This is a genomic window from Capnocytophaga canimorsus (assembly GCF_002302565.1).
Classification (GTDB): domain Bacteria; phylum Bacteroidota; class Bacteroidia; order Flavobacteriales; family Flavobacteriaceae; genus Capnocytophaga; species Capnocytophaga canimorsus.
On the sequence record NZ_CP022382.1, the window covers coordinates 1,645,984 to 1,665,146 of the forward strand.

The following is a 19,163-nucleotide window of genomic DNA, read 5'->3' on the forward strand; positions in this document are numbered from 1 at the left end:
AAAAATAAACCGAGTGAACTTTCACTCGGTTTTTTTATATTTCAAAATGAGTTTTAATTTAATGGTAGTAAATCTTTAACTTAAATCAATGATTTTACCTGTGGCTTGACCTATCATATCGACATAAGTTTTGGCATCTACAATTTGCAAGGTTTTGTATGATTTTTTACCTCCCAAAGCAGGAATAGGTGTATAACCGTAACACTCACCGTATTTTAACGGAGGTAAAACACGTTTGATTTTTTGATAATTTTTTGAGCGATATTCTTCGACATAAAAACCAAAATCCTCATCACTTTCATCAGTTCTGTTTATGTTTAGACTACCCAACCAATAGGCAGTATCTTCATCGCTCATTACATCATCATCACAATCATTGACAAAAACAATTTTTATATGATCCCCATTCATATTACCTTGATTTTTAATATCCCAAAGTAAAATATCTCCCAAGGCTGTTATACCAACAACTATACTTCTCTGATAAATATTATCAATATAATCAAAAAAGAATTCCCATTCATCAGGATTTACAAACTGCACAAAGCCGCGTTCGTAAATACCAAAACCCGTTCTTCGCCATACTTCCAAAATAGGTTCAGGCAATACCCCTGTATATTTATCTATCAATTCCTGTGGAACATCAGCGTATTTGATGTAATCTTGATTTCTATCAAAGAAAGGCTGAATATCCTTTTGTTCTAATTTGGTTAATTTTTCTGACATATTTTTCACGTTTTACAATTAACAATTAATAATTAACCATTACAAACCTAACTTAAATCATAAATTTTCCCAACCGCTTGACCGATAATATGAATGTAGGCTTTGGCATTGACCACTTGCAGATTTTTATTACTACGACTACCGCCCAACGCCAAAGCAGGAACATAGCCATAACATTGCCCATATTCTAATTTAGGGAGTTTATCTTTCATTTCCAAGTAAGGTTTGTCATTGAAATAATCTTTTGATGTTATAAAAAAATCACTTCCTATGAAAATATTTAGAAATCCTGTAATTTGAGTAATGACCTCTGATGTCCCCTTATTGTTGTTAATCAAGAAAACTCTATTTACATTTTTAGGTTTATCTTCTTCCCAAAAAAGCAAATCTCCCATAGCTGTCATACCCCATACAATAGTAGGATCATAGAGTTTATCAATATATTCAAACACAAAATCCCATTCTTCGGGGTTTACCAATTGTAAATAACCATTTTCGTAAATGCCAAAACCCATATTTTCCCAAAGCCAAATCAGTTCATCAGGTAAAATATTTTTGTATTTATCTATTAATTCTTGCGGAACATCAGCGTGTTTGATATAACTATCCTTGTTTCGGTCTATAAATTTTTGTATTGTTTCCATATTTATAATAATTTCACATTCATCATATCTGTAACAGGTATGTCATCAATTGTTTTAGGTGGAATTCCATAGGCTTGTTTTATTTGATTTTCTATGGAAACCGCTCGTCCTTTTCCCCACTGCGAACCTATGGAAGAGTTTACTCGGCTATTTCCTAAACCTGTTATGGCATCGGCTTTTCCTCCTGCTACATCTCACAGGCATTATGCACCAACAACGCCCACAGCCCCACAAAATAGTTATGCTAATTCTCCACCTCAAAGTTATACACTTTTTTGGTTTGGTAAAGAAAATTATGCCCTTTTATGCGTTGCCATTGGTGGTTTTGTGTTTTTATGTGGTCCGTGGTGGTCAGGTCGGCTTATGGATTAAGGTATTTGCTGTATCAATTTTCAGGAAAAAAAGACAAATAGTCTTTAAAAGGGCTATAAAAACAGTAAAAGATAAATGATGATTTTATTTTTTTCATAATTTCGCAACTTAAAGAAATTTATACAGCATATGAAAATAGCCATAGGTAATGACCACGCTGGTCCAGACTATAAAAAAGCCATTGTTGCTTTTTTAGAAAGTAAAGGAATTGAAGTTCTTAATTTCGGAGTAGATACACATCAAAGCGTTGATTATCCTGATTTTGGACACGCCGTAGCAGAAGCCGTAGAAACTCAAAAAGCTCATTTGGGTATCGTTATTTGCGGTAGCGGAAACGGTATTGCAATGACAGCAAATAAACATAAAGGCATACGTGCTGCACTTTGTTGGACCAAAGAAATAGCTGCCCTAGCACGGCAACATAATGATGCTAATGTGGTTAGCATTCCAGCGCGTTTTACTGCCATTGAACAAGCTGTTGAAATTGTCAAAACCTTTTTAGAGACTGATTTTGAAGGAGGCAGACATACCAACCGAGTGAATAAAATTTGCAGATAAAACTATAACAATGAAAAAATTCCTGATTGTGGGTTTGGGCAATATTGGTCTTGAGTATGCAAATACAAGGCATAATATTGGGTTTAAAGTACTCGATTATATGGCTCATTGTCACGATTTAAAGTTTGAAACTCAAAAATTGGGTGATGTGGCTTGGTACAAACACAAAGGGCGAACACTTGTTTTTCTCAAACCCTCTACCTATATGAATCTCAGCGGAAAGGCTGTCCGATATTGGCTTGAAAAAGAGAATATTCCGTTGGAAAATTTACTCGTTATTACCGATGACTTGAATTTACCATTTGGTACCATACGCATTAAAGCCAAAGGAAGCGACGGAGGGCATAACGGATTGAAAGATATTCAAGCACAGCTTAGTACCATAAATTATGCACGATTTCGTTTCGGAATAAGCAGTGATTTTTCCAAAGGAAAGCAAGTGGATTACGTATTGGGGCAATGGAATGAACAAGAGCAAGAATTACTCCCTGAGCGTTTAGAAAAAGCTGCTGAGGCTGTCATTTCGTTTGCTATGGCAGGGCTAACCAATACAATGAATTTGTTTAATAACAAGTAATTTGGTCAATCTGTAACATTGGTTGCTTTTTAAGTAAAAAGTAGTCCTTAGCTTTGCTCTCGTATAGATTACAATAGTTATGAAGTATATCATTGCAAAAAATAAATGGATTTTATTAGGTATTATTTTGGGGGCAATGGCTGGGTATTTGTATTACCACTATGTAGGTTGTTTATCAGGAACTTGCGCTATAACCTCAAAACCCATCAATAGCACACTTTACGGTGCCGTTTTAGGTGGATTACTATTTAGTATGTTTAAAAATAAAAAGAAAGATACGATGAATTTGAAAGAAATAGCTACAGATGCACTGATTGTGGACGTACGCACACCTGAGGAATTTAATCAAGGTCATTTTCAAGGGTCGATAAATATTCCTTTACAAGAAATAGCCCAACGTGCCGATGAAATTAAAAACTCTCAAAAGCTGGTTATTTTTTGTTGTCGCTCTGGGGCAAGAAGCGAACAGGCAACAACGTATTTTCGAAACCAAGGGCTTGATTGTTACAATGGCGGTTCTTGGCAAGAAGTACGAGATTTGTTTTAAACTTTAAAATAAAAAAACGGCAGATTACTTTTTGATAATCTGCCGTTTTTTATTGTTCTTATCAAATGGATTAAAAAGCTTTTATACGATACATCATACCCAAACTAACGCGATTGGTATCGGGTGATTGTCCGTGTTTATAATCATACTGACGCCCTACGTAGGTAAGGAAAAAACGCAAATCTTGGTCGCTGAAAGGCAAGTATTCTACACCAAGGTAGTAGCCCATTGAATTTCGTTCATTGTCAACAAATCCTGTGGGCATTTTGCTTTTATCTACACGTGCCGTTTCGTACATTCCTTTAGCAAATAAATTCCATTTTGGGTCAGGCTGATATTCCGCTTTTAAAATGAAAGTATTGTAAGTGGTATTTTGCAAAGCCATATCGTGGCTCAAACCAGAGGAATATACTGAAGCATAACCCAAACGATCCAAATCTTGTTTTGCCATCATATAGTCAAAAAACACCTGAAAATTATCCAAATTCAATCGATTACCTAAGGTAACCATCATTGAATTGTGATTTTTTGCTTCATTTTCCAAGCCTATTGCCCAACGAGTTTGGAATTTTCCGTCCCAAAGGTTTCCATTCCAATTGATGATGTAGGTTAGCGGAGATTTACTTTTTTCAACTCCTGCAGGCAATTTTCCTTCATAAACTTTATCTAACGGATTGTTTCTTACATCGGTAATTTGGAAATTGATTTCGTGATTGGCATCGGGGGCATAGGTGAGCATACCGCCTACCACAAAGTTATCCATATTTTCAATAAAATCGGAATATTCATAAATGTTCATTGGGTTGAGGTCAAACTCAAAACCACCCCACGCTTGGCACATTTTTCCTGCTGTGAGCGTCCATTTTTCATTCAATCGGAAACCGGCATACATCAAATCGGTGGCTCGGGCAAGATTATCCAAGTCCGCACCTGCGTTTGATTTGTTTAACCGATGGCGCAGTCTGTAAAAAATTCGCTCGTTGATATTTCCTCGAAATTCCAAACGTAACTGACGCGCTTTGAAATAAGTTTCAGTGCCAACGTCTTGAGTGTTTATAACATCAAAACTGGATTGAAAATTTAAAAAGACATTAAATTTATCTGATTTTTGTTTAAGTTCATCTATTTGCTCTTGAAAGCCTTGTTGTGCCAATGCAACGCCTCCCAGTAGGAAAGCCATTGCTAGATACAAATTTTTCATATCTTCTGATTTTTTTAAGGCATTGAAAACTAATAAAAAAACAGATTTATTAAAGCTTTCAATGCTTATTGATTTTTAATATTCATTGAAATACTTCTGAATTTGCTTCCAATCTTTGGTTTTGGTAAGAGCGAGCATTAAAAGTACACGTGCCTTTTGCGGATTAAGATTTTGAGCTGCCACGAAATGATATTTAGCATCGTCCACTTCGGCATCCAAAGTTGTCGCTCCTGTGGCTACACGTGAAGAACGAACAATTTGGATTCCTTGTTTTTGCGCTTTTTGTGCCAAATCAAATAGGGTGTGATAGAAATTACCGTTTCCTACCCCAGCATATACAATTCCATCGAATTTAGCATCCATAAAGGCTTTCATAGGAAGTTCGGACATATTGGAGTAACCATAAACGATGCCTACTTTGGGTAATGATTTCATATTATCAACATTGAATACGGATTGAGCCGTATGCTTGTTTTGAGGTATGCGATTGAAATAGGGTTTTCCGTTATGAATGTAAGCCAATTTTCCGTGATTAGCCCCTTGGAAAGTTTCCACAGCGGTAGTACTGGTTTTAATTACGTCTTTTGCATCTAAAACGATGTCGTTCATACAAACCATAACGCCTTTTCCCATAGCATCTTTATTGGCAGCAACGGCAACGGCATTGTATAGATTTAGAGGTCCGTCAGCGCTCATACCCGTAGCAGGACGCATAGCCCCAACCATTACAACGGGTTTATTGCTATGTACCGTTAGGTTTAGAAAATAAGCGGTTTCCTCCATAGTGTCTGTACCGTGAGTGATGACCACACCATCATATCCTTCTTTGTTTAACAGTTCATTGATGCGTTTGGCTAGTTTGAGCCACACATCATCGTTCATATCCTGAGAACCGATTTTTACCAATTGCTCCCCGCTAACCTCGGCAATGTTTTTCACCTCTGGAACGGCTTGTAAGAGTTGGTAAACGCCCAATTCCCCTGCTTTGTAACTACTTTCAGTAGATGATTTGCTCACCCCAGCGATGGTTCCACCCGTGGCAATAATACGAACTTTCGGTTTTTGCCCGAAAACAACTACAGATGTTGATAACAACACCATTAACGCAATGCTTCTTAAAAAATTCATAATACTACTATTTTTAACCCAATTTCACTTGAGTTGGTTACTAACTAAACTAAAATTTTCACATCCGAAAAAAAGCTCTTTTAAAAGCACTATAAAGGTAAATTATTTTACAGATAAATCAAACATAAAACGCTATTTTTATATAATATTTAACGTAAGTGAAATTTTAGACTTTCTTTTTGAAAGATTGATAAAATAAATATATCAAAAATAGAGTTAGTTTTCGCTTGTTAGAATAAAATAGTTGTTTTGTAAACTGATATAATCAATTCAAATATTGATAGAGTTAACTGCGAATAAATCAAAAAAAGACAGATTAAATCTTAAATTGTAAAGGTAAAAAATGGTTTTTTATGATTTCTTTTTTATATTTGCGCCCTTTTGTTGATAAAAAAATATGAAACTATTTACTGATGATTTTATTTTGAAAACTGAAGAATATTCAAAAGTAGTTTTTTAAATGTAAATCATTGGTTTTCAAAAGGAATAAATTATAATTGTATTAATAAATTAAGCATTTCGTATGAAAAAACTTTTGCTCAAGGGTTTGCTCTTCTTGATGCCAGTTGTTATGTTGGCTCAAGAGAAAATATCAGGAACGGTTAAAGATACCGAAGGTGAGCCTATGCTTGGGGTCAGTATTATTATTAAAAACACAAACAAAGGTACAACAACTGACTTTGACGGAAATTTTGAAATCGTAGCCAATGCATCGGATATTTTGGTGTTCAATTATATCGGATACGCTCAAAAGGAAGTTCTGATCGGAAAAAAGAAACATTTGGATGTGGTATTGAGTGAAGATACTCAAGAACTCAAAGAGGTTGTGGTTACCGGATATCAAAAAACTGACCGAAAATTATTTGCAGGTGCTGCGACCAAAGTAAGTGCAGAAGACACAAAAATTGACGGTATTGTTGATGTTGGAAAGATGATTGAAGGGCGTGTATCGGGAGTGAGCGTACAGAACGTATCGGGGTCTTTTGGGGCGGCTCCTAAAATTCGTATTCGTGGAGCTTCATCAATCTACGGGGATACTAAACCTTTGTGGGTGGTTGATGGTGTTGTTCTTGAAGATGTTGTAGATGTAAATCCTGACCAACTTTCCTCAGGAGATATTTCAACCCTCATAAGTAGCTCAGTAGCTGGATTAAATGCAGAGGATATTGATAGTTTTCAAATTTTGAAAGACGCATCGGCAACAGCGCTTTACGGAGCTCGTGCAATGAATGGTGTTATTGTGATTACTACCAAAAACGGAAGTCGTGACCGAGTTTCGATTGATGTTAAATCCGAATATACGATGCGAAGCAAACCTTCTTATAACGATTATGACATTTTGAATTCACAAGATCAAATGTCCGTTTTCAGAGAGATGGAACGCAAAGGTTGGCTCTCGCACGCCGATATGATGAGTAGCCGAGATGGAGGTGTTTATTTTCAAATGTATAACGCTATAAACACTTATCAAAATGGTTCTTACGGACTTCTCAATACTCCACAAGCACGTGCCGAGTATCTTAAAACTTATGAAAAAATCAATACGGATTGGTTTAAATTGCTATTTCAGAATAATTTACAACAAAATCATTCCGTAAGTTTTAAAGGAGGTTCGCAAAAGTCACAATTTTACGCCTCTACGAGTTTCTTACACGATACGGGCTGGACGATTTCCGATAAAGTGAATCGATACACCATTAACGCTAAAGGAACTTTTGATATTTCTGACAAATTCACTTTAGGTATTTCAACCAAAGGGAGTTACCGTGAGCAAAGAGCACCTGGTACTTTCTCTCGCCAACCCAGTCAAGTTAATGGAGGATATACTCGTGAGTTTGATATCAATCCGTTCTCGTATGCACTCAATACCAGTAGAACCATCAGTCCTTATGAAACCGATGCAAAAACCTATCGCTATCATCGTATGAACTATGCTCCATTTAACATATTAAATGAATATAACAACAACTATATTGATTTAGATGTACTTGACTTGAATATTCAAGCAAATCTTGATTACAAAATCAATCCGAATTGGAGCTATTCTTTCGTAGGAAATATCAGATATGTAAAAAATACAACAGAGCATAAAATCAAGGCAGATGCTAACGTAGCCAAAGCATATCGTGCCAATGATGATGCAACCATTGAAGACCAAAACAATTATTTGTGGAAAGACCCCGAAAACCCAAGCAGTCGCCCCATTGTGGTGCTGCCTAAAGGAGGTTTTTACAATCGCGAGGATAATCTTCTTAAAAACTTCTATTTAAGAAATATTATTGAGTATAAAAATATTGCTTTGGAAGACCATCGTTTCAACGCCATATTGGGGCAAGAAGTACGTGCCTCTGACCGAAAGGGGGCTTCCTTTGACGGATATGGAATTCAATACGACAAAGGGAATACCGTTTTTACCGACCCTAACATAATCAAAAAATTGACTCAGGCAGGATTTCCTTATTTTGCCGTTTCCAATTCTTATGACCGATTTGTGGCGTTTTTCGCCAACGGAGCGTATAGTTTCAACAGCAAATACATTTTTAACGCTACAGCTCGTTTGGACGGAAGTAACCGATTAGGAAGCTCTACCGATGCGCGTTGGCTACCTACTTGGAACGTAAGTGGAAGATGGAATGCCAAAGACGAAAGCTTTTTACAGAACGTGGATTGGCTTTCCAATTTGAATATTCGAGCAACCTATGGGCTCACTGCAAGTATGGGACCAGCTACCAACAGCCGAGCCGTATTACGAAGTACCCTCACCATTGCACCATATCCTGATGAAATACAAAACGGATTGTTGGTACGTAGTTTACAGAACTCTGAACTGACTTGGGAAAAACAATATGAAGCCAATGCTGGTTTTGATATCGGAGTTTTCAATAATAGATTCAGTATCAGTGCAGATTTTTATCACCGAAAAGGATTTGACCTTATTGCTGCCATCAGAACCAGTGGTATCGGAGGGGAACTTATTAAATTGGCAAATTATGCTGATATGGTTTCCAAGGGGGTTGAATTTAGCCTGAACTCGCGTAACATAGACACTCCGTCTTTTAAATGGACAACCGATGTAACTTTTGCTTATAACGAAAATGAAATCACGCGTTTGTATAGTGAGCCTAACGTATTTTCGTTAACAAGAAGTGAAGGAGCAGCCAAGTTGGGTGGACCTGTCAGAGGGCTTTATTCCATTCCATTTGCTGGACTTAGCAATGAAGGAATTCCTACTTTTTATGACAAAGAAGGAAAGGCTTCCTATGATATTTTCTTTCAAGACAGAAATGTCAATCATTTGAAATACGAAGGAAGTATCGACCCTAAGATAACTGGTGGAGTATCAAACCGATTTACCTTTGATAATTTTTCACTAAATTTGTTCTTTACCTATCAACTCGGAAATGTGGTGCGCCTATACCCCAGCTTCCAAGCCAGATATAGTGATTTGAATGCGATGCCTTCTGATTTGAAAGACCGTTGGTTACACTCTGGTGATGAGGCACATACTAACGTTCCTACTATCTTGAGTAAACCGCTTTATGACAAGTACGGAAATAACATTTTATCTACTTATAATGCTTATAACTTTTCAACTGAAAGAGTGGCAAAAGGCGATTTTGTAAGGCTCAAAGAGGTATCATTGACTTACAAAGTGCCTAACGATTTTGCTAAAAAATTGGGCGTAGCTGGGGCAAGTTTCAAAGTTTCTGGAACTAATTTGTTCCTGCTTTACTCAGATAAAGCACTTAAAGGACAAGACCCCGAATTTTTTGGCTCTGGAGGTGTAGCCCTACCCATTGCACGTCAATACTCTTGGAGTTTAAACATCAATCTGTAATTACATTATTGAATATGAAATATATAAAATACACATACTTGGTTTTTGCAATCGCTTTATTTTCGGCTTGCGACGATTTTTTGAGCAAAAACCCCGACGATAGAGCCGTGTTGGATTCCTATGATAAGATAGGGGAGCTTCTCACGTATGCTTATCCTGACCAAAATCATCAAATGTTTTGTTACGCGATGAGTGATAACGCTACCGAAAAAGTAAACGGTGCAACTAAAAATATTATTATGGCAGATGCTTATCATTGGCGTGAACATCACTTAACCTCACAAGATACTCCTGAAGCCTATTGGACAGCTTGCTATAGCGCCATAAAGCAAATCAATCACGCTTTGGAAGGGATTGATAACTTCAGAGTAAACGGGCAAATTCCTTCTGAACTTACTGCGTATTACGGAGAAGCATTGGTAGCCAGAGCTTATGCTCATTTTATGTTGGTAAGTTTATGGAGCAAATCTTATAATCCGCAAACGGCGGCTTCCAATATGGGAATTCCTTACGTGAAAGAACCTGAAAAACAGGTCCTTAAACAATACCATAGAGGAACAGTACAAGATGTTTATAAAAACATTGAGGCTGACCTAATTGAAGGAATTGCTTATATTGATGATACCAAGTATAAGAACAAAAAATTACATTGGAATAAAGATGCAGCAAACGTTTTTGCAGCAAGAGTTTATAGCGTTCTTGGAGATTTTGAAAAAGTATTAGCTTATACCAATAAGGTACTTTCGGCAAACCCTGCACAGCAAATACGCGATTTGAACGATAAATATACCAAAATGGATGTCTTGGAAATGCTCGCCCAATGGTCAAAAACTTCCGAAAATGCAAACTTATTGGTTGTTCCTCAATATAGTAACTGGTTTTCATACACCTATGGAAGAGATATCTTCGGGATGAGCTACGATGCGTATCGTTATATCTTCCGAAACCCTTTCGTTGGAGGGCAGTGGATTTGGGATTTGTACGGACAAGACCCTAATATTTTCATTCCTAAATGGCAATTCCATAGAGAGAGAAGTGGAATAAACGCTTCAGAAGGGTATTATATGATAATGAATCCTTTAATTCAAATGGAGGAAGCCTTATTTTTGAGAATGGAAGCTAACGTGATGCTCAATAATTTTGCCGCCTTTGAACAAGATATGAATGCCTACTTGAGTAAACGTTTAAAAAATTATCAGTTTGATACCCACGCTTTTTCTTATGAAAAAATGGAATTAGAATACAGAGAATCAGAAATCTACGGACTAAATCCGTTTTATGCCATATCAAAAGAACAACGTCCGTACTTAAACTGTTTGTTCGATTTAAGAAGAAAAGAATTCTATTACACAGGAATGCGTTGGTTCGATTTAAAACGATTTAATGTAAGAGTACGTCACTTTTTTGCACGTCAGTCAAAGCCTGTATTTTTAGAACCTGACGATAACCGAAGAGAACTACAAATACCCTCTAATGCAATATCAAACGGAATAACCCCTAATCCAAGATAATAATGAAAAAGAAATACATTTCCTTACTATTACTTGCTTTTTTATTCGTTACTTGTAACCAAAAAGATGCTGTAAGCAAAGACTCTGTAATTTATTTGGAAGACGAACACCAAAGCGATTTTGACCAATGGTTGTATGAAACCTTCACAAAACCTTATAACATTGAGGTAAAATGGAAGTGGGACGATACCGAGATTGATAATTCCTTCCACGTTACACCTCCGCAAAAACAGAAGGCAAGGCAAATTATGGAAGCACTACACGCCATCTGGATCAAGCCTTATGAGGAAGAAGCTGGAACCGAATTTATCAAAACTTATGTTCCTAAACTCATTTATTTGGTAGGAACTCCTCAATTTAATCAAGACGGAACGAAAACCTTAGGCCTTGCTGAGGGCGGACGAAAAATAACACTATTCGATGTAGATAGCTTTGACAATCAAGATTTAGATAAGATGACAAAAGCATTTCATACAATGCATCACGAGTTTGCACATATCTTGCATCAAAAAATTGCTTTCTCCACCACATATAAGGATTTGACCAAGGGGCAGTACACCGGAGCTTGGTTTAATGTATCAGAGGTAAGAGCCAATGCTCGAGGGTTCATTACCCCTTATAGTATGTCCAACGAGAATGAAGATTTTGTTGAAGTGGCAGCTACTATTTTATCTACAGTGCAAAACAGTAATTCACCCATACAACGCATCGTTCCAGAAAAAGACGATACAGGAAATGTTACTGGAAATCTGGTACGTATGAATTTGACAGATTTTCAACTTAAACTATATATGTTTGGTATCTCTATTCAACAGCAAAGTAATGGAAGTCTCAGAATCGTTCAAGAGCAAACTGCGCCACAAGGGTTGAACACGATGCTTAAGAAAATTGATATGGTTTCCGATTATTATAAAGAAGTTTGGGGAATTGACCTTTTCCGACTTCAAGGAAAAATTGAACAGGCTACCAACGAATTAATTCTTCAAAATACACCTTAAAAAGATGAAAAAATATATTTACAATATCGTTGCTTTGTTGTTTGTAGCTTTGGGCACGACTTCTTGTCAAAAAGATGATGAAACAAAGTTCAGTCAACTACCCGACCAAAGAGTACAAGCTAAAATGGCAGAATACAAACAAGTTTTAACTCAAGCTCCTTTTGGTTGGCAAATGTTTTATTCCTTAGGGTCGAATATTGAGTATTTGTCATACCAAATAGCTACTTTTTCGGCTGATAATACGGTTACTTTGCATTCTCCTGATTTGTCAAAGCCTATAACCAGCGAATACAAACTCATAGCCAAAGATGATATTGAGTTGATGTTTAGCACATTTAATGAAAATTTAACCATTTTCAGTTATCCTAGTGAAAGAGTTCCGAAAGGCTACGGAGGAGATATTGAATTTAATTTTAAATCGGTAAATGCTCGAAAAAATGAAGTTGTTTTAGAAGGAAAAAAATATAAAGGTAAACTCATTTTACGAAAAGCCAAAGAGGAGTACAAAGACTTCGATAGGCTTAAAGATTTTGTAAAATATCTGGCGGAGCAACGTGGCGGAGTTCGTTATATGAATTTGGCGGTGACTCACGGTCTTGAAGGGGCTTCGGAAGAAAAACCCGTTTCCATAGGATTAGACTTAAGTTCCATAGCCAAGGCTGCTGATTATGCTTACAATTATAAAAATATTTTCCGTAACGGACGTAAAATGCTTTATTTCAGCCATACAGGTATGGGTCTGAGTTCGCCTATCGAAATAGATGGACATCAAATACAGTATTTTGTTTATAACAGAGAGAAACAACGTTACGAGATTGATCGTTCTGACTTAAAGGGATATATTTATACCTCTAATTTGCCAGTGTATTATGTGCCTGGTGTTGTTAATGAATTCTTAGATGATTACAGCCTTTGGTTTAAAGCAAGTTTTGGGCAGCCTAATACCAAATACGCTCAAATGAGAAGGCAATTGCCTGTTATCAAAGGAATGGTTTTTGTTACCGACTACAACCGAAGAATACCGCTTTTTGATGAAAAAGGAAACCCTATTTATGATAGTGCATTCAACCACGATTATGAAAAAGGAGAGAAATTAGGAAATGGTTTGCTCTTTTCTTTTGAGGAAGGCAATCAATTCTATTTCTATTTCGTTCCTTTGGAAATTGAAAAATTGCAAGAAGATCGTCTTCGTTTCAAACGTAAACCCAAATCCGAAGAATTGTGTTTGCCTAAAGAAGGAGAAGATGCTGTTGCTATAGCCAATGAAATTAAGGATAATCCTGCTTTTAATGATTTAATTGATTATCTATGTAATCCAACGGGGTGGTACATTAAACGAACTGTTGAGTCTGGGCAAATTGACTGGGATTTTGTATCCATTGCCAATCCTACAGAGGATTATTTCTATACCCGAATTAAATAAAAAAACATCTAATGAAAAAAATACAATACCTAATAACAAGTATTTTGTGTCTGTCGGTTTTGCTATCGTGCGAAAAGCAAGATGGAGAAAGTAAGCTAGTTGCAGATACTATCAGCAAAGCAGAGCTTACCTCTCCTCAAAAGGAAGCAAAAGCCATATCGCGTATTCCTACTTTCCGTTGGAATAAAGTACAGGCAACTCGTCCTGAGATTTTCTATCAAGTTTGGGTTTCTTCCGATGAGCATTTTACTTCAGAAAAAACTTTCAAAGCCATTGATATTGAGGATACTTTTTATACTTTTGAAAGCAAACAACTCCAGCCTTTGTCTAAATATTTTTGGAAAGTAATTGCTTCTGACGACAAAAATAATTTGTCCGAATCCGAAATATTTTCTTTTACAACAATTGATGTTGATTTAAGAGTGAATTTGTTAGAACCTAAGGATAAAACGGCACTCACTACAAATCAAACCACAATAAAATGGAAAGCCCTTAGAAATGAAGTTTACAACGAAGATTTGACTTTTTCGGTTTATTTAAGAAATGGTTCAGCTTCTTTTTCAACTCCTTTCAAAAAGGGAATTAAAGAAGAAGAAATCACATTGAATGACTTAAAGGGAAATGCTACATATTATTGGGCAATTGCAGCTGTAAACGCTAAAGGCACAGAAGTGTTACGTAGTGATGTTTTCACCTTTACCACTCCCAATACTTTGCCAACTCCAGCCCGATTGAGCAATCGTGTAGAAGAATTACTTGCCGATGATAAAAATAGCGTAGCTTTAAAATTCAAATGGGAAAAATCTACCGATGAAGACCGAATTTTTGAAAACGGAAAGCTCCGCCCCGAGGTGCTTACTTATGAGTTTTATTTAAGTGAAGATGAAAACTTCACCCAAGATGAAATTAAAATGACCTCGGAAAGTGAACTTTCATATACTGTCATAGGGCTTGATTTCTCCAAAACATACTGGGCTAAGGTGGTTACCAAAGACGAAAACGGAGGCGTTGTTAGTAGTAATATCGTTTCAAAAACTACCCAACAAGCTCCTATAAAAGATGAACTTACCATTGTTGAAGGCACTTGGACTGATTCAAGAGACGGAAAAACCTACAAAACAGTAACCATCAACGGAGTTACTTGGTTGGCTGAAAATTACGCATACATTCCTGAAAATCAGGTTGAATTTTGTTCAGTTTACGGAGTTCAGGGCGAAGGTAAAACAGCCAATGAGCTAAAAACAACTGAAAATTACAACAAATATGGTGTTTTATATGCTATGGAGATGTTACCCACCATTGCCCCACAAGGTTGGCGTGTTGCCACCGATGAGGATTGGAAAACCATAGAATTGCTCAGCGGAATGGCACAAACTGAAATCAATACAACCGGATACAGAAATCGTGGAGAAATGATGCACAAATTTATCAGTTTAACTCAAAGATTTTCTTCCCCAGCTATAAAACCTACCAATGAAATGAAAACCGGATTCACATACGGTGGATATTTTGGAAAATCGTCAAGAGAAACTTCATTTAGTTTTAAAGGGGCTAATGAATATGTTTATGTTTGGACGGGAACAAAACAAACCGATTTGCTCAACAAAGAAGTGTATTGGTATCGTGCCTTTTCTTACAGAAGAAAAGCCATTGAACGAGACCAAAAAGGGGATAAATTCAGAATGTATGTAAGATTGATTAAAGAGTAGTTTTTCAAAATATACTTTCTGTAAAAACAGACATATAAGCTAAAAATCGTATAGGTAACACTTAACGATTTTGAAAACATGTAGAAGTTGGGATATGATTATCCCAACTTTTTAGTTTATTAAAGACAGATACGATAATTTTTCGTACATTTGACTTGCTAATACATAATCATTTACGAATATCGTTGTCTTTTTTCATATCTTTGCACCCGCTAACTTTCAATCACATTTATGACAAATTCAGGAAAAATAGAGCTGATGGCTCCCGCAGGAAACTTCGAATCGTTACAAGCAGCTATTGACAATGGTGCTGATTCGGTATATTTTGGAGTTGACCAGCTGAATATGAGGGCAAGAGCAAGTATCAATTTCACCATTGACGATTTGGACGAAATCGCAAAACGTTGCCACCCAAAAGGTATCCGTACCTATCTTACCTTAAATACAATCATATACGACCACGATTTATCCATCATAAAAACCTTGCTCGACGCTGCAAAGAAGGCAAACTTAACCGCAGTTATTGCTATGGATCAAGCAGTTATTGCCTATGCTCGTCAAATTGGTATGGAAGTGCATATTTCCACCCAAATCAATATTACAAACATCGAAACGGTGCGTTTTTATGCAATGTTTGCCGATACAATGGTAATGAGTCGTGAATTGAGCCTTAGGCAGGTAAAGAAAATCGCTGAGCAAATCCAAAGGGAGCAGATTAAAGGTCCGTCAGGGAATTTGGTCGAGATAGAAATCTTCGGTCACGGAGCGTTGTGTATGGCAGTTTCAGGAAAATGCTATCTGAGTTTGCATTCGCATAATTCGTCGGCAAATCGAGGGGCGTGTAAGCAAAATTGCCGAAAAAAATACACCGTAATCGACCAAGAAAGCGGTTTTGAAATCGAAATCGATAATGAATATATGATGTCGCCCAAAGATTTGTGTACGATTGACTTTCTCGACCAAGTGATTGACGCAGGAGCCAAAGTACTCAAAATTGAAGGACGCGGAAGAGCTCCCGAATACGTGGCGACTGTCATAAAAACCTATCGTGAAGCCATTGATGCGTATTACGAGGGGACATATTCAAAAGAAAAGGTTGAAAAATGGATGGAAGCCCTTTCAACTGTTTACAACAGAGGATTTTGGAGTGGATATTATTTGGGACAGAAATTGGGAGAATGGAGCGAGAATCCGGGGTCGAACGCTACACAGAAAAAGGTGTACGTGGGGCAAGGAAAGCACTATTTTCCAAAATCGGGGATTGCGGAATTTCTCATCGAAGCCTACGATATTAAAGTGGGCGACAAACTCCTCATTACAGGACCTACCACAGGCGTACAGGAGTTCGTTTTGGAAAATATGATGGTAAATGACGCTCCTGCACAAACAGCAACGAAAGGCGATTCTTGCACCATTAAAACCGATTTCAGAATTCGTCTGTCAGATAAATTATATAAGATTGTAGCTACGGAGTTTGCAAAATCATAACCGAATAGATAATAAACATCAAAAACACCCTTCGGAGCGTTTAAATGAGCTAATGCACCACTAAAAAACATTCCGAAGCATTTTAATAAGTCGATGCGGACTAAAATAAACAAATGTACAACTAAAAAGCCCTCCGAAGTATTAAAATAACAACGGGAGACACTAAAACATAAAAAGAATTTATAAAATAAAGAAACAAAAGATGAAGAAATGGTAGTAGTAACCTTACAGCGTGATAAATGCATTGGGTGTAATTATTGTGTGGAAGTAGCTCCGGAGCAGTTCCAAATGTCGAAGAAAGACGGAAAAAGTGTTTTGCTTCGCTCTACAGAGAAGAAGGGTTTTTTCACACTCAAATCGCACGATGATAACATTTTAGAGCCTTGTGAAGCCGCCCAAAAAGCGTGTCCCGTTAAAATTATTTCAACCAAGAAGATATAAAAAACGGAACGTTGATAAAAAATTATCAACGTTCCGTTTTTTTTAAAAGATAATCAAATTATTCGTTTTTTAATAGCTTTGCACTCTCCACCAATCGGATAAATTCTTTTCGATAGCCTTCTTTGTCATCTGCCAATGCGTTTTGGGCAAGGTTGATGACTTGTTCGTAAGAAGAATTGGCTTTAAATTCAGAATTACGTAGTAACATACCAAACTCTGCAACGGCGGCAGCAAATCGGAAATTGTCAGAGGTTTTTAAAAGTTCTTTTAACTGAAAATCAATAGGCTGTGAAACTTCAATGCTTTTATTGGTTTTGGAATCCGGATTTTTATATCGAATTTTCAAGAAAGCAATTTCATTTCCTTTTTTTCCTTTTTCGTTGAGTTCTTGTTTTTGATAGCGTAGGGTATTTTCATTTTTGCCTTTGGTAGGAACAATTTCGTAGAAAACAGTTACGGTATGCCCTGAACCTACTTCACCAGCATCTTTTTGGTCATCTTCAAAATCTTCCGTGTTTAACATTCGGTTTTCGTAGCCTACCAATCGGTACTCTTTAACGTGTTTGGGATTAAATTCCAATTGAAATTTCACATCTTTAGCCACTGTGTAAAATGTTCCACCAAACTCGTTTACCAACACTTTTTTAGCTTCAATAATATTGTCAATATAAGCATAGTTTCCGTTGCCTTTATTGGCGATAGTTTCGGTCATATCATCACGATAATTTCCCATTCCGAATCCTAAAACACTGATATATATACCGCTTTTTCGTTCCTCTTCCACCAATCGTTGCAAATCGCCATAGTTATTTATACCGACGTTAAAATCGCCATCGGTAGCCAAAATGATGCGATTGTTTCCGCTTGGAATAAAGTTCTCACGGGCTACTTTGTAGGCTAATTTCAAGCCTTCTCCACCTGCGGTGCTTCCACCTGCATTTAAATTGTCTAAAGCAGCTTCGATTTTTGCTTTTTCTTTTGCTGAGGTGGAAGGCAAGACCAATCCAGACCTACCTGCATAAACCACAATCGCCACTTTATCAGTAGATTTTAATGAGTTAAGAAGCAATTTGAAAGACGATTTCAGTAGTGGTAATTTGTTAGGATAATCCATTGACCCCGAAACATCTATCAAGAAAACGATGTTGGAAGGAGGTGTTTTTTCCAAATTGATTTTTTCAGCTTGTACTCCAATTTGAAGTAAGTAATTTTTTGAATTCCAAGGAGCTTCACTTAGTTCGGTAGTAACTTTAAAAGGAGTTTTGCTATTTGCATCGGGTTGTGGATAGTCATAGTCAAAGTAGTTAATCATTTCCTCAATGCGAACTGCATCTCTGTCGGGCAAACTACCATTATTGATCATACGCCGAATGTTGCTGTACGAGGCTCTGTCCACATCTGCTGAAAACGTAGAAACAGGGTCGGTAGTTGTCTTCTTGAACTTGTTTTCCTGAATGTTTTTGTAGGTTTCTCTCTCTTGATAAGACGCTATTCCTCGTATGGTTGCTCCTGCTTTATACGATTTATTTGGATTGCCATACCCAACTATAACTACATCTTGAAGTATTTGTTGGTCTTCTTTTAAAACTACATTGAGTGTTTTTTGTTTTTTGATGGTGATTTCTTGGCTTTCAAAACCAATATAGCTAAAAATCAGTACATCATTAGGCTTTACACGGATAAGATACTTTCCCTCGAAATCCGTTTGTGTGCCCTTAGTTGTTCCTTTAACTATCACAAAAGCACCTACCAAAGGAGTTTTTGATTCATCGGTTACGATACCGCTCAATTCGTATTCTTGCCCATAGGCAACTACTAAAGTCAGAAAAAATAATAGAATTGTCCTCATAATTAAAATGATTTTTCTACAAAAATAAGCTAAAATTATGCCAAATAAAGAGTGTGTAACAATTTTAACAACATCTAAAACTATTCATTTTTTAGGTAGATGATAATCTATTATAAAATTGGTATTTTTGAAGGCTTTATTTTAAAAAATGAC

The 19,163-nt window shown here is 36.7% G+C and carries 17 protein-coding genes; 11 read left to right on the plus strand and 6 right to left on the minus strand.

Annotated elements, in window-relative coordinates:
• Positions 1-75: 75 nt before the first annotated feature.
• The 3 genes from CGC47_RS07280 to CGC47_RS10985 are packed head-to-tail and all read right to left on the minus strand — an operon-like array spanning position 76 to position 1,537.
• On the minus strand, positions 76-726 hold the full coding sequence (locus CGC47_RS07280) for a GAD-like domain-containing protein (protein WP_095900181.1): 651 nt from the start codon (positions 724-726) through the stop codon (positions 76-78).
• Between the two features lie 47 nt (positions 727-773).
• Positions 774-1,370, minus strand: coding sequence for a GAD-like domain-containing protein (locus CGC47_RS07285; protein ID WP_095900182.1), 597 nt, complete (start codon positions 1,368-1,370; stop codon positions 774-776).
• Between the two features lie 2 nt (positions 1,371-1,372).
• Complete coding sequence (locus tag CGC47_RS10985) at positions 1,373-1,537, minus strand: polymorphic toxin type 15 domain-containing protein (protein WP_095900387.1); 165 nt, start codon at positions 1,535-1,537, stop codon at positions 1,373-1,375.
• Here CGC47_RS10985 and CGC47_RS10795 point away from each other — a divergent pair.
• The 4 genes from CGC47_RS10795 (at position 1,464) to CGC47_RS07305 (ending at position 3,424) form a co-directional block, all read left to right on the plus strand.
• Positions 1,464-1,742, plus strand: coding sequence for a hypothetical protein (locus CGC47_RS10795; RefSeq protein WP_147269757.1), 279 nt, complete (start codon positions 1,464-1,466; stop codon positions 1,740-1,742). The genes CGC47_RS10985 and CGC47_RS10795 overlap by 74 nt on opposite strands.
• A gap of 129 nt (positions 1,743-1,871) precedes the next feature.
• Positions 1,872-2,300, plus strand: a complete 429-nt coding sequence (rpiB, locus tag CGC47_RS07295; protein WP_041988639.1) for a ribose 5-phosphate isomerase B — start codon at positions 1,872-1,874, stop codon at positions 2,298-2,300.
• Between the two features lie 10 nt (positions 2,301-2,310).
• The gene (gene pth, locus CGC47_RS07300; protein ID WP_042001172.1) at positions 2,311-2,877 is read left to right on the plus strand and encodes an aminoacyl-tRNA hydrolase; all 567 of its coding nucleotides are present in this window, start codon (positions 2,311-2,313) and stop codon (positions 2,875-2,877) included.
• A 79-nt stretch (positions 2,878-2,956) separates the two neighbouring features.
• Positions 2,957-3,424: a DUF6132 family protein gene (locus CGC47_RS07305; protein WP_042001169.1), complete on the plus strand. Its 468-nt coding sequence runs from the start codon at positions 2,957-2,959 to the stop codon at positions 3,422-3,424.
• Positions 3,425-3,494: 70 nt separating this feature from the next.
• Here the strand turns inward: CGC47_RS07305 and CGC47_RS07310 are convergent, their stop codons facing one another.
• A complete protein-coding gene (locus CGC47_RS07310; RefSeq protein ID WP_095900183.1) occupies positions 3,495-4,625 on the minus strand; it encodes a porin in 1,131 nt (376 codons plus the stop codon).
• 75 nt (positions 4,626-4,700) lie between these two features.
• Positions 4,701-5,753 (minus strand): L-asparaginase 2, encoded by a 1,053-nt coding sequence (gene ansB, locus CGC47_RS07315; protein WP_370444580.1) that lies wholly within the window; start codon positions 5,751-5,753, stop codon positions 4,701-4,703.
• 523 nt (positions 5,754-6,276) lie between these two features.
• Between ansB and CGC47_RS07325 the strand changes: the two genes are divergently transcribed.
• The 7 genes from CGC47_RS07325 (at position 6,277) to CGC47_RS07355 (ending at position 17,161) form a co-directional block, all read left to right on the plus strand.
• Positions 6,277-9,591, plus strand: a complete 3,315-nt coding sequence (locus tag CGC47_RS07325) for a SusC/RagA family TonB-linked outer membrane protein (RefSeq protein ID WP_095900185.1) — start codon at positions 6,277-6,279, stop codon at positions 9,589-9,591.
• Between the two features lie 14 nt (positions 9,592-9,605).
• Positions 9,606-11,102 carry a RagB/SusD family nutrient uptake outer membrane protein gene (locus CGC47_RS07330; protein ID WP_013996159.1) on the plus strand — a complete coding sequence of 499 codons (1,497 nt, stop codon included), beginning with the start codon at positions 9,606-9,608 and terminating at the stop codon, positions 11,100-11,102.
• A 2-nt stretch (positions 11,103-11,104) separates the two neighbouring features.
• The gene (locus CGC47_RS07335; RefSeq protein WP_095900186.1) at positions 11,105-12,100 is read left to right on the plus strand and encodes a putative zinc-binding metallopeptidase; all 996 of its coding nucleotides are present in this window, start codon (positions 11,105-11,107) and stop codon (positions 12,098-12,100) included.
• A 4-nt stretch (positions 12,101-12,104) separates the two neighbouring features.
• Positions 12,105-13,523: a DUF4302 domain-containing protein gene (locus tag CGC47_RS07340; protein ID WP_095900187.1), complete on the plus strand. Its 1,419-nt coding sequence runs from the start codon at positions 12,105-12,107 to the stop codon at positions 13,521-13,523.
• Positions 13,524-13,534: 11 nt separating this feature from the next.
• Positions 13,535-15,232 carry a fibrobacter succinogenes major paralogous domain-containing protein gene (locus CGC47_RS07345; RefSeq protein ID WP_095900188.1) on the plus strand — a complete coding sequence of 566 codons (1,698 nt, stop codon included), beginning with the start codon at positions 13,535-13,537 and terminating at the stop codon, positions 15,230-15,232.
• Between the two features lie 231 nt (positions 15,233-15,463).
• Positions 15,464-16,720: a peptidase U32 family protein gene (locus CGC47_RS07350; RefSeq protein WP_018280402.1), complete on the plus strand. Its 1,257-nt coding sequence runs from the start codon at positions 15,464-15,466 to the stop codon at positions 16,718-16,720.
• A gap of 210 nt (positions 16,721-16,930) precedes the next feature.
• Positions 16,931-17,161 (plus strand): ferredoxin, encoded by a 231-nt coding sequence (locus CGC47_RS07355; protein WP_018280400.1) that lies wholly within the window; start codon positions 16,931-16,933, stop codon positions 17,159-17,161.
• A gap of 58 nt (positions 17,162-17,219) precedes the next feature.
• On the opposite strand, the gene CGC47_RS07360 is transcribed toward CGC47_RS07355, so the two are convergent.
• Positions 17,220-19,010, minus strand: coding sequence for a vWA domain-containing protein (locus CGC47_RS07360; RefSeq protein WP_052456152.1), 1,791 nt, complete (start codon positions 19,008-19,010; stop codon positions 17,220-17,222).
• Between the last annotated feature and the right edge of the window lie 153 nt (positions 19,011-19,163).

Bases quoted from the DNA above. Each gene is read 5' to 3' on its own strand.
- CGC47_RS07360 (WP_052456152.1), bottom strand. From the start codon at position 19,010: ATGAGGACAATTCTATTATTTTTTCTGACTTTAGTAGTTGCCTATGGG.
- CGC47_RS07305 (WP_042001169.1), top strand. From the start codon at position 2,957: ATGAAGTATATCATTGCAAAAAATAAATGGATTTTATTAGGTATTATT.
- pth (WP_042001172.1), top strand. From the start codon at position 2,311: ATGAAAAAATTCCTGATTGTGGGTTTGGGCAATATTGGTCTTGAGTAT.
- ansB (WP_370444580.1), bottom strand. From the start codon at position 5,753: ATGAATTTTTTAAGAAGCATTGCGTTAATGGTGTTGTTATCAACATCT.
- CGC47_RS07335 (WP_095900186.1), top strand. From the start codon at position 11,105: ATGAAAAAGAAATACATTTCCTTACTATTACTTGCTTTTTTATTCGTT.
- CGC47_RS07280 (WP_095900181.1), bottom strand. From the start codon at position 726: ATGTCAGAAAAATTAACCAAATTAGAACAAAAGGATATTCAGCCTTTC.
- CGC47_RS07340 (WP_095900187.1), top strand. From the start codon at position 12,105: ATGAAAAAATATATTTACAATATCGTTGCTTTGTTGTTTGTAGCTTTG.
- CGC47_RS07310 (WP_095900183.1), bottom strand. From the start codon at position 4,625: ATGAAAAATTTGTATCTAGCAATGGCTTTCCTACTGGGAGGCGTTGCA.
- CGC47_RS07285 (WP_095900182.1), bottom strand. From the start codon at position 1,370: ATGGAAACAATACAAAAATTTATAGACCGAAACAAGGATAGTTATATC.
- CGC47_RS07355 (WP_018280400.1), top strand. From the start codon at position 16,931: ATGGTAGTAGTAACCTTACAGCGTGATAAATGCATTGGGTGTAATTAT.
- CGC47_RS07325 (WP_095900185.1), top strand. From the start codon at position 6,277: ATGAAAAAACTTTTGCTCAAGGGTTTGCTCTTCTTGATGCCAGTTGTT.
- CGC47_RS07350 (WP_018280402.1), top strand. From the start codon at position 15,464: ATGACAAATTCAGGAAAAATAGAGCTGATGGCTCCCGCAGGAAACTTC.
- CGC47_RS07330 (WP_013996159.1), top strand. From the start codon at position 9,606: ATGAAATATATAAAATACACATACTTGGTTTTTGCAATCGCTTTATTT.
- rpiB (WP_041988639.1), top strand. From the start codon at position 1,872: ATGAAAATAGCCATAGGTAATGACCACGCTGGTCCAGACTATAAAAAA.
- CGC47_RS10795 (WP_147269757.1), top strand. From the start codon at position 1,464: ATGGAAACCGCTCGTCCTTTTCCCCACTGCGAACCTATGGAAGAGTTT.
- CGC47_RS07345 (WP_095900188.1), top strand. From the start codon at position 13,535: ATGAAAAAAATACAATACCTAATAACAAGTATTTTGTGTCTGTCGGTT.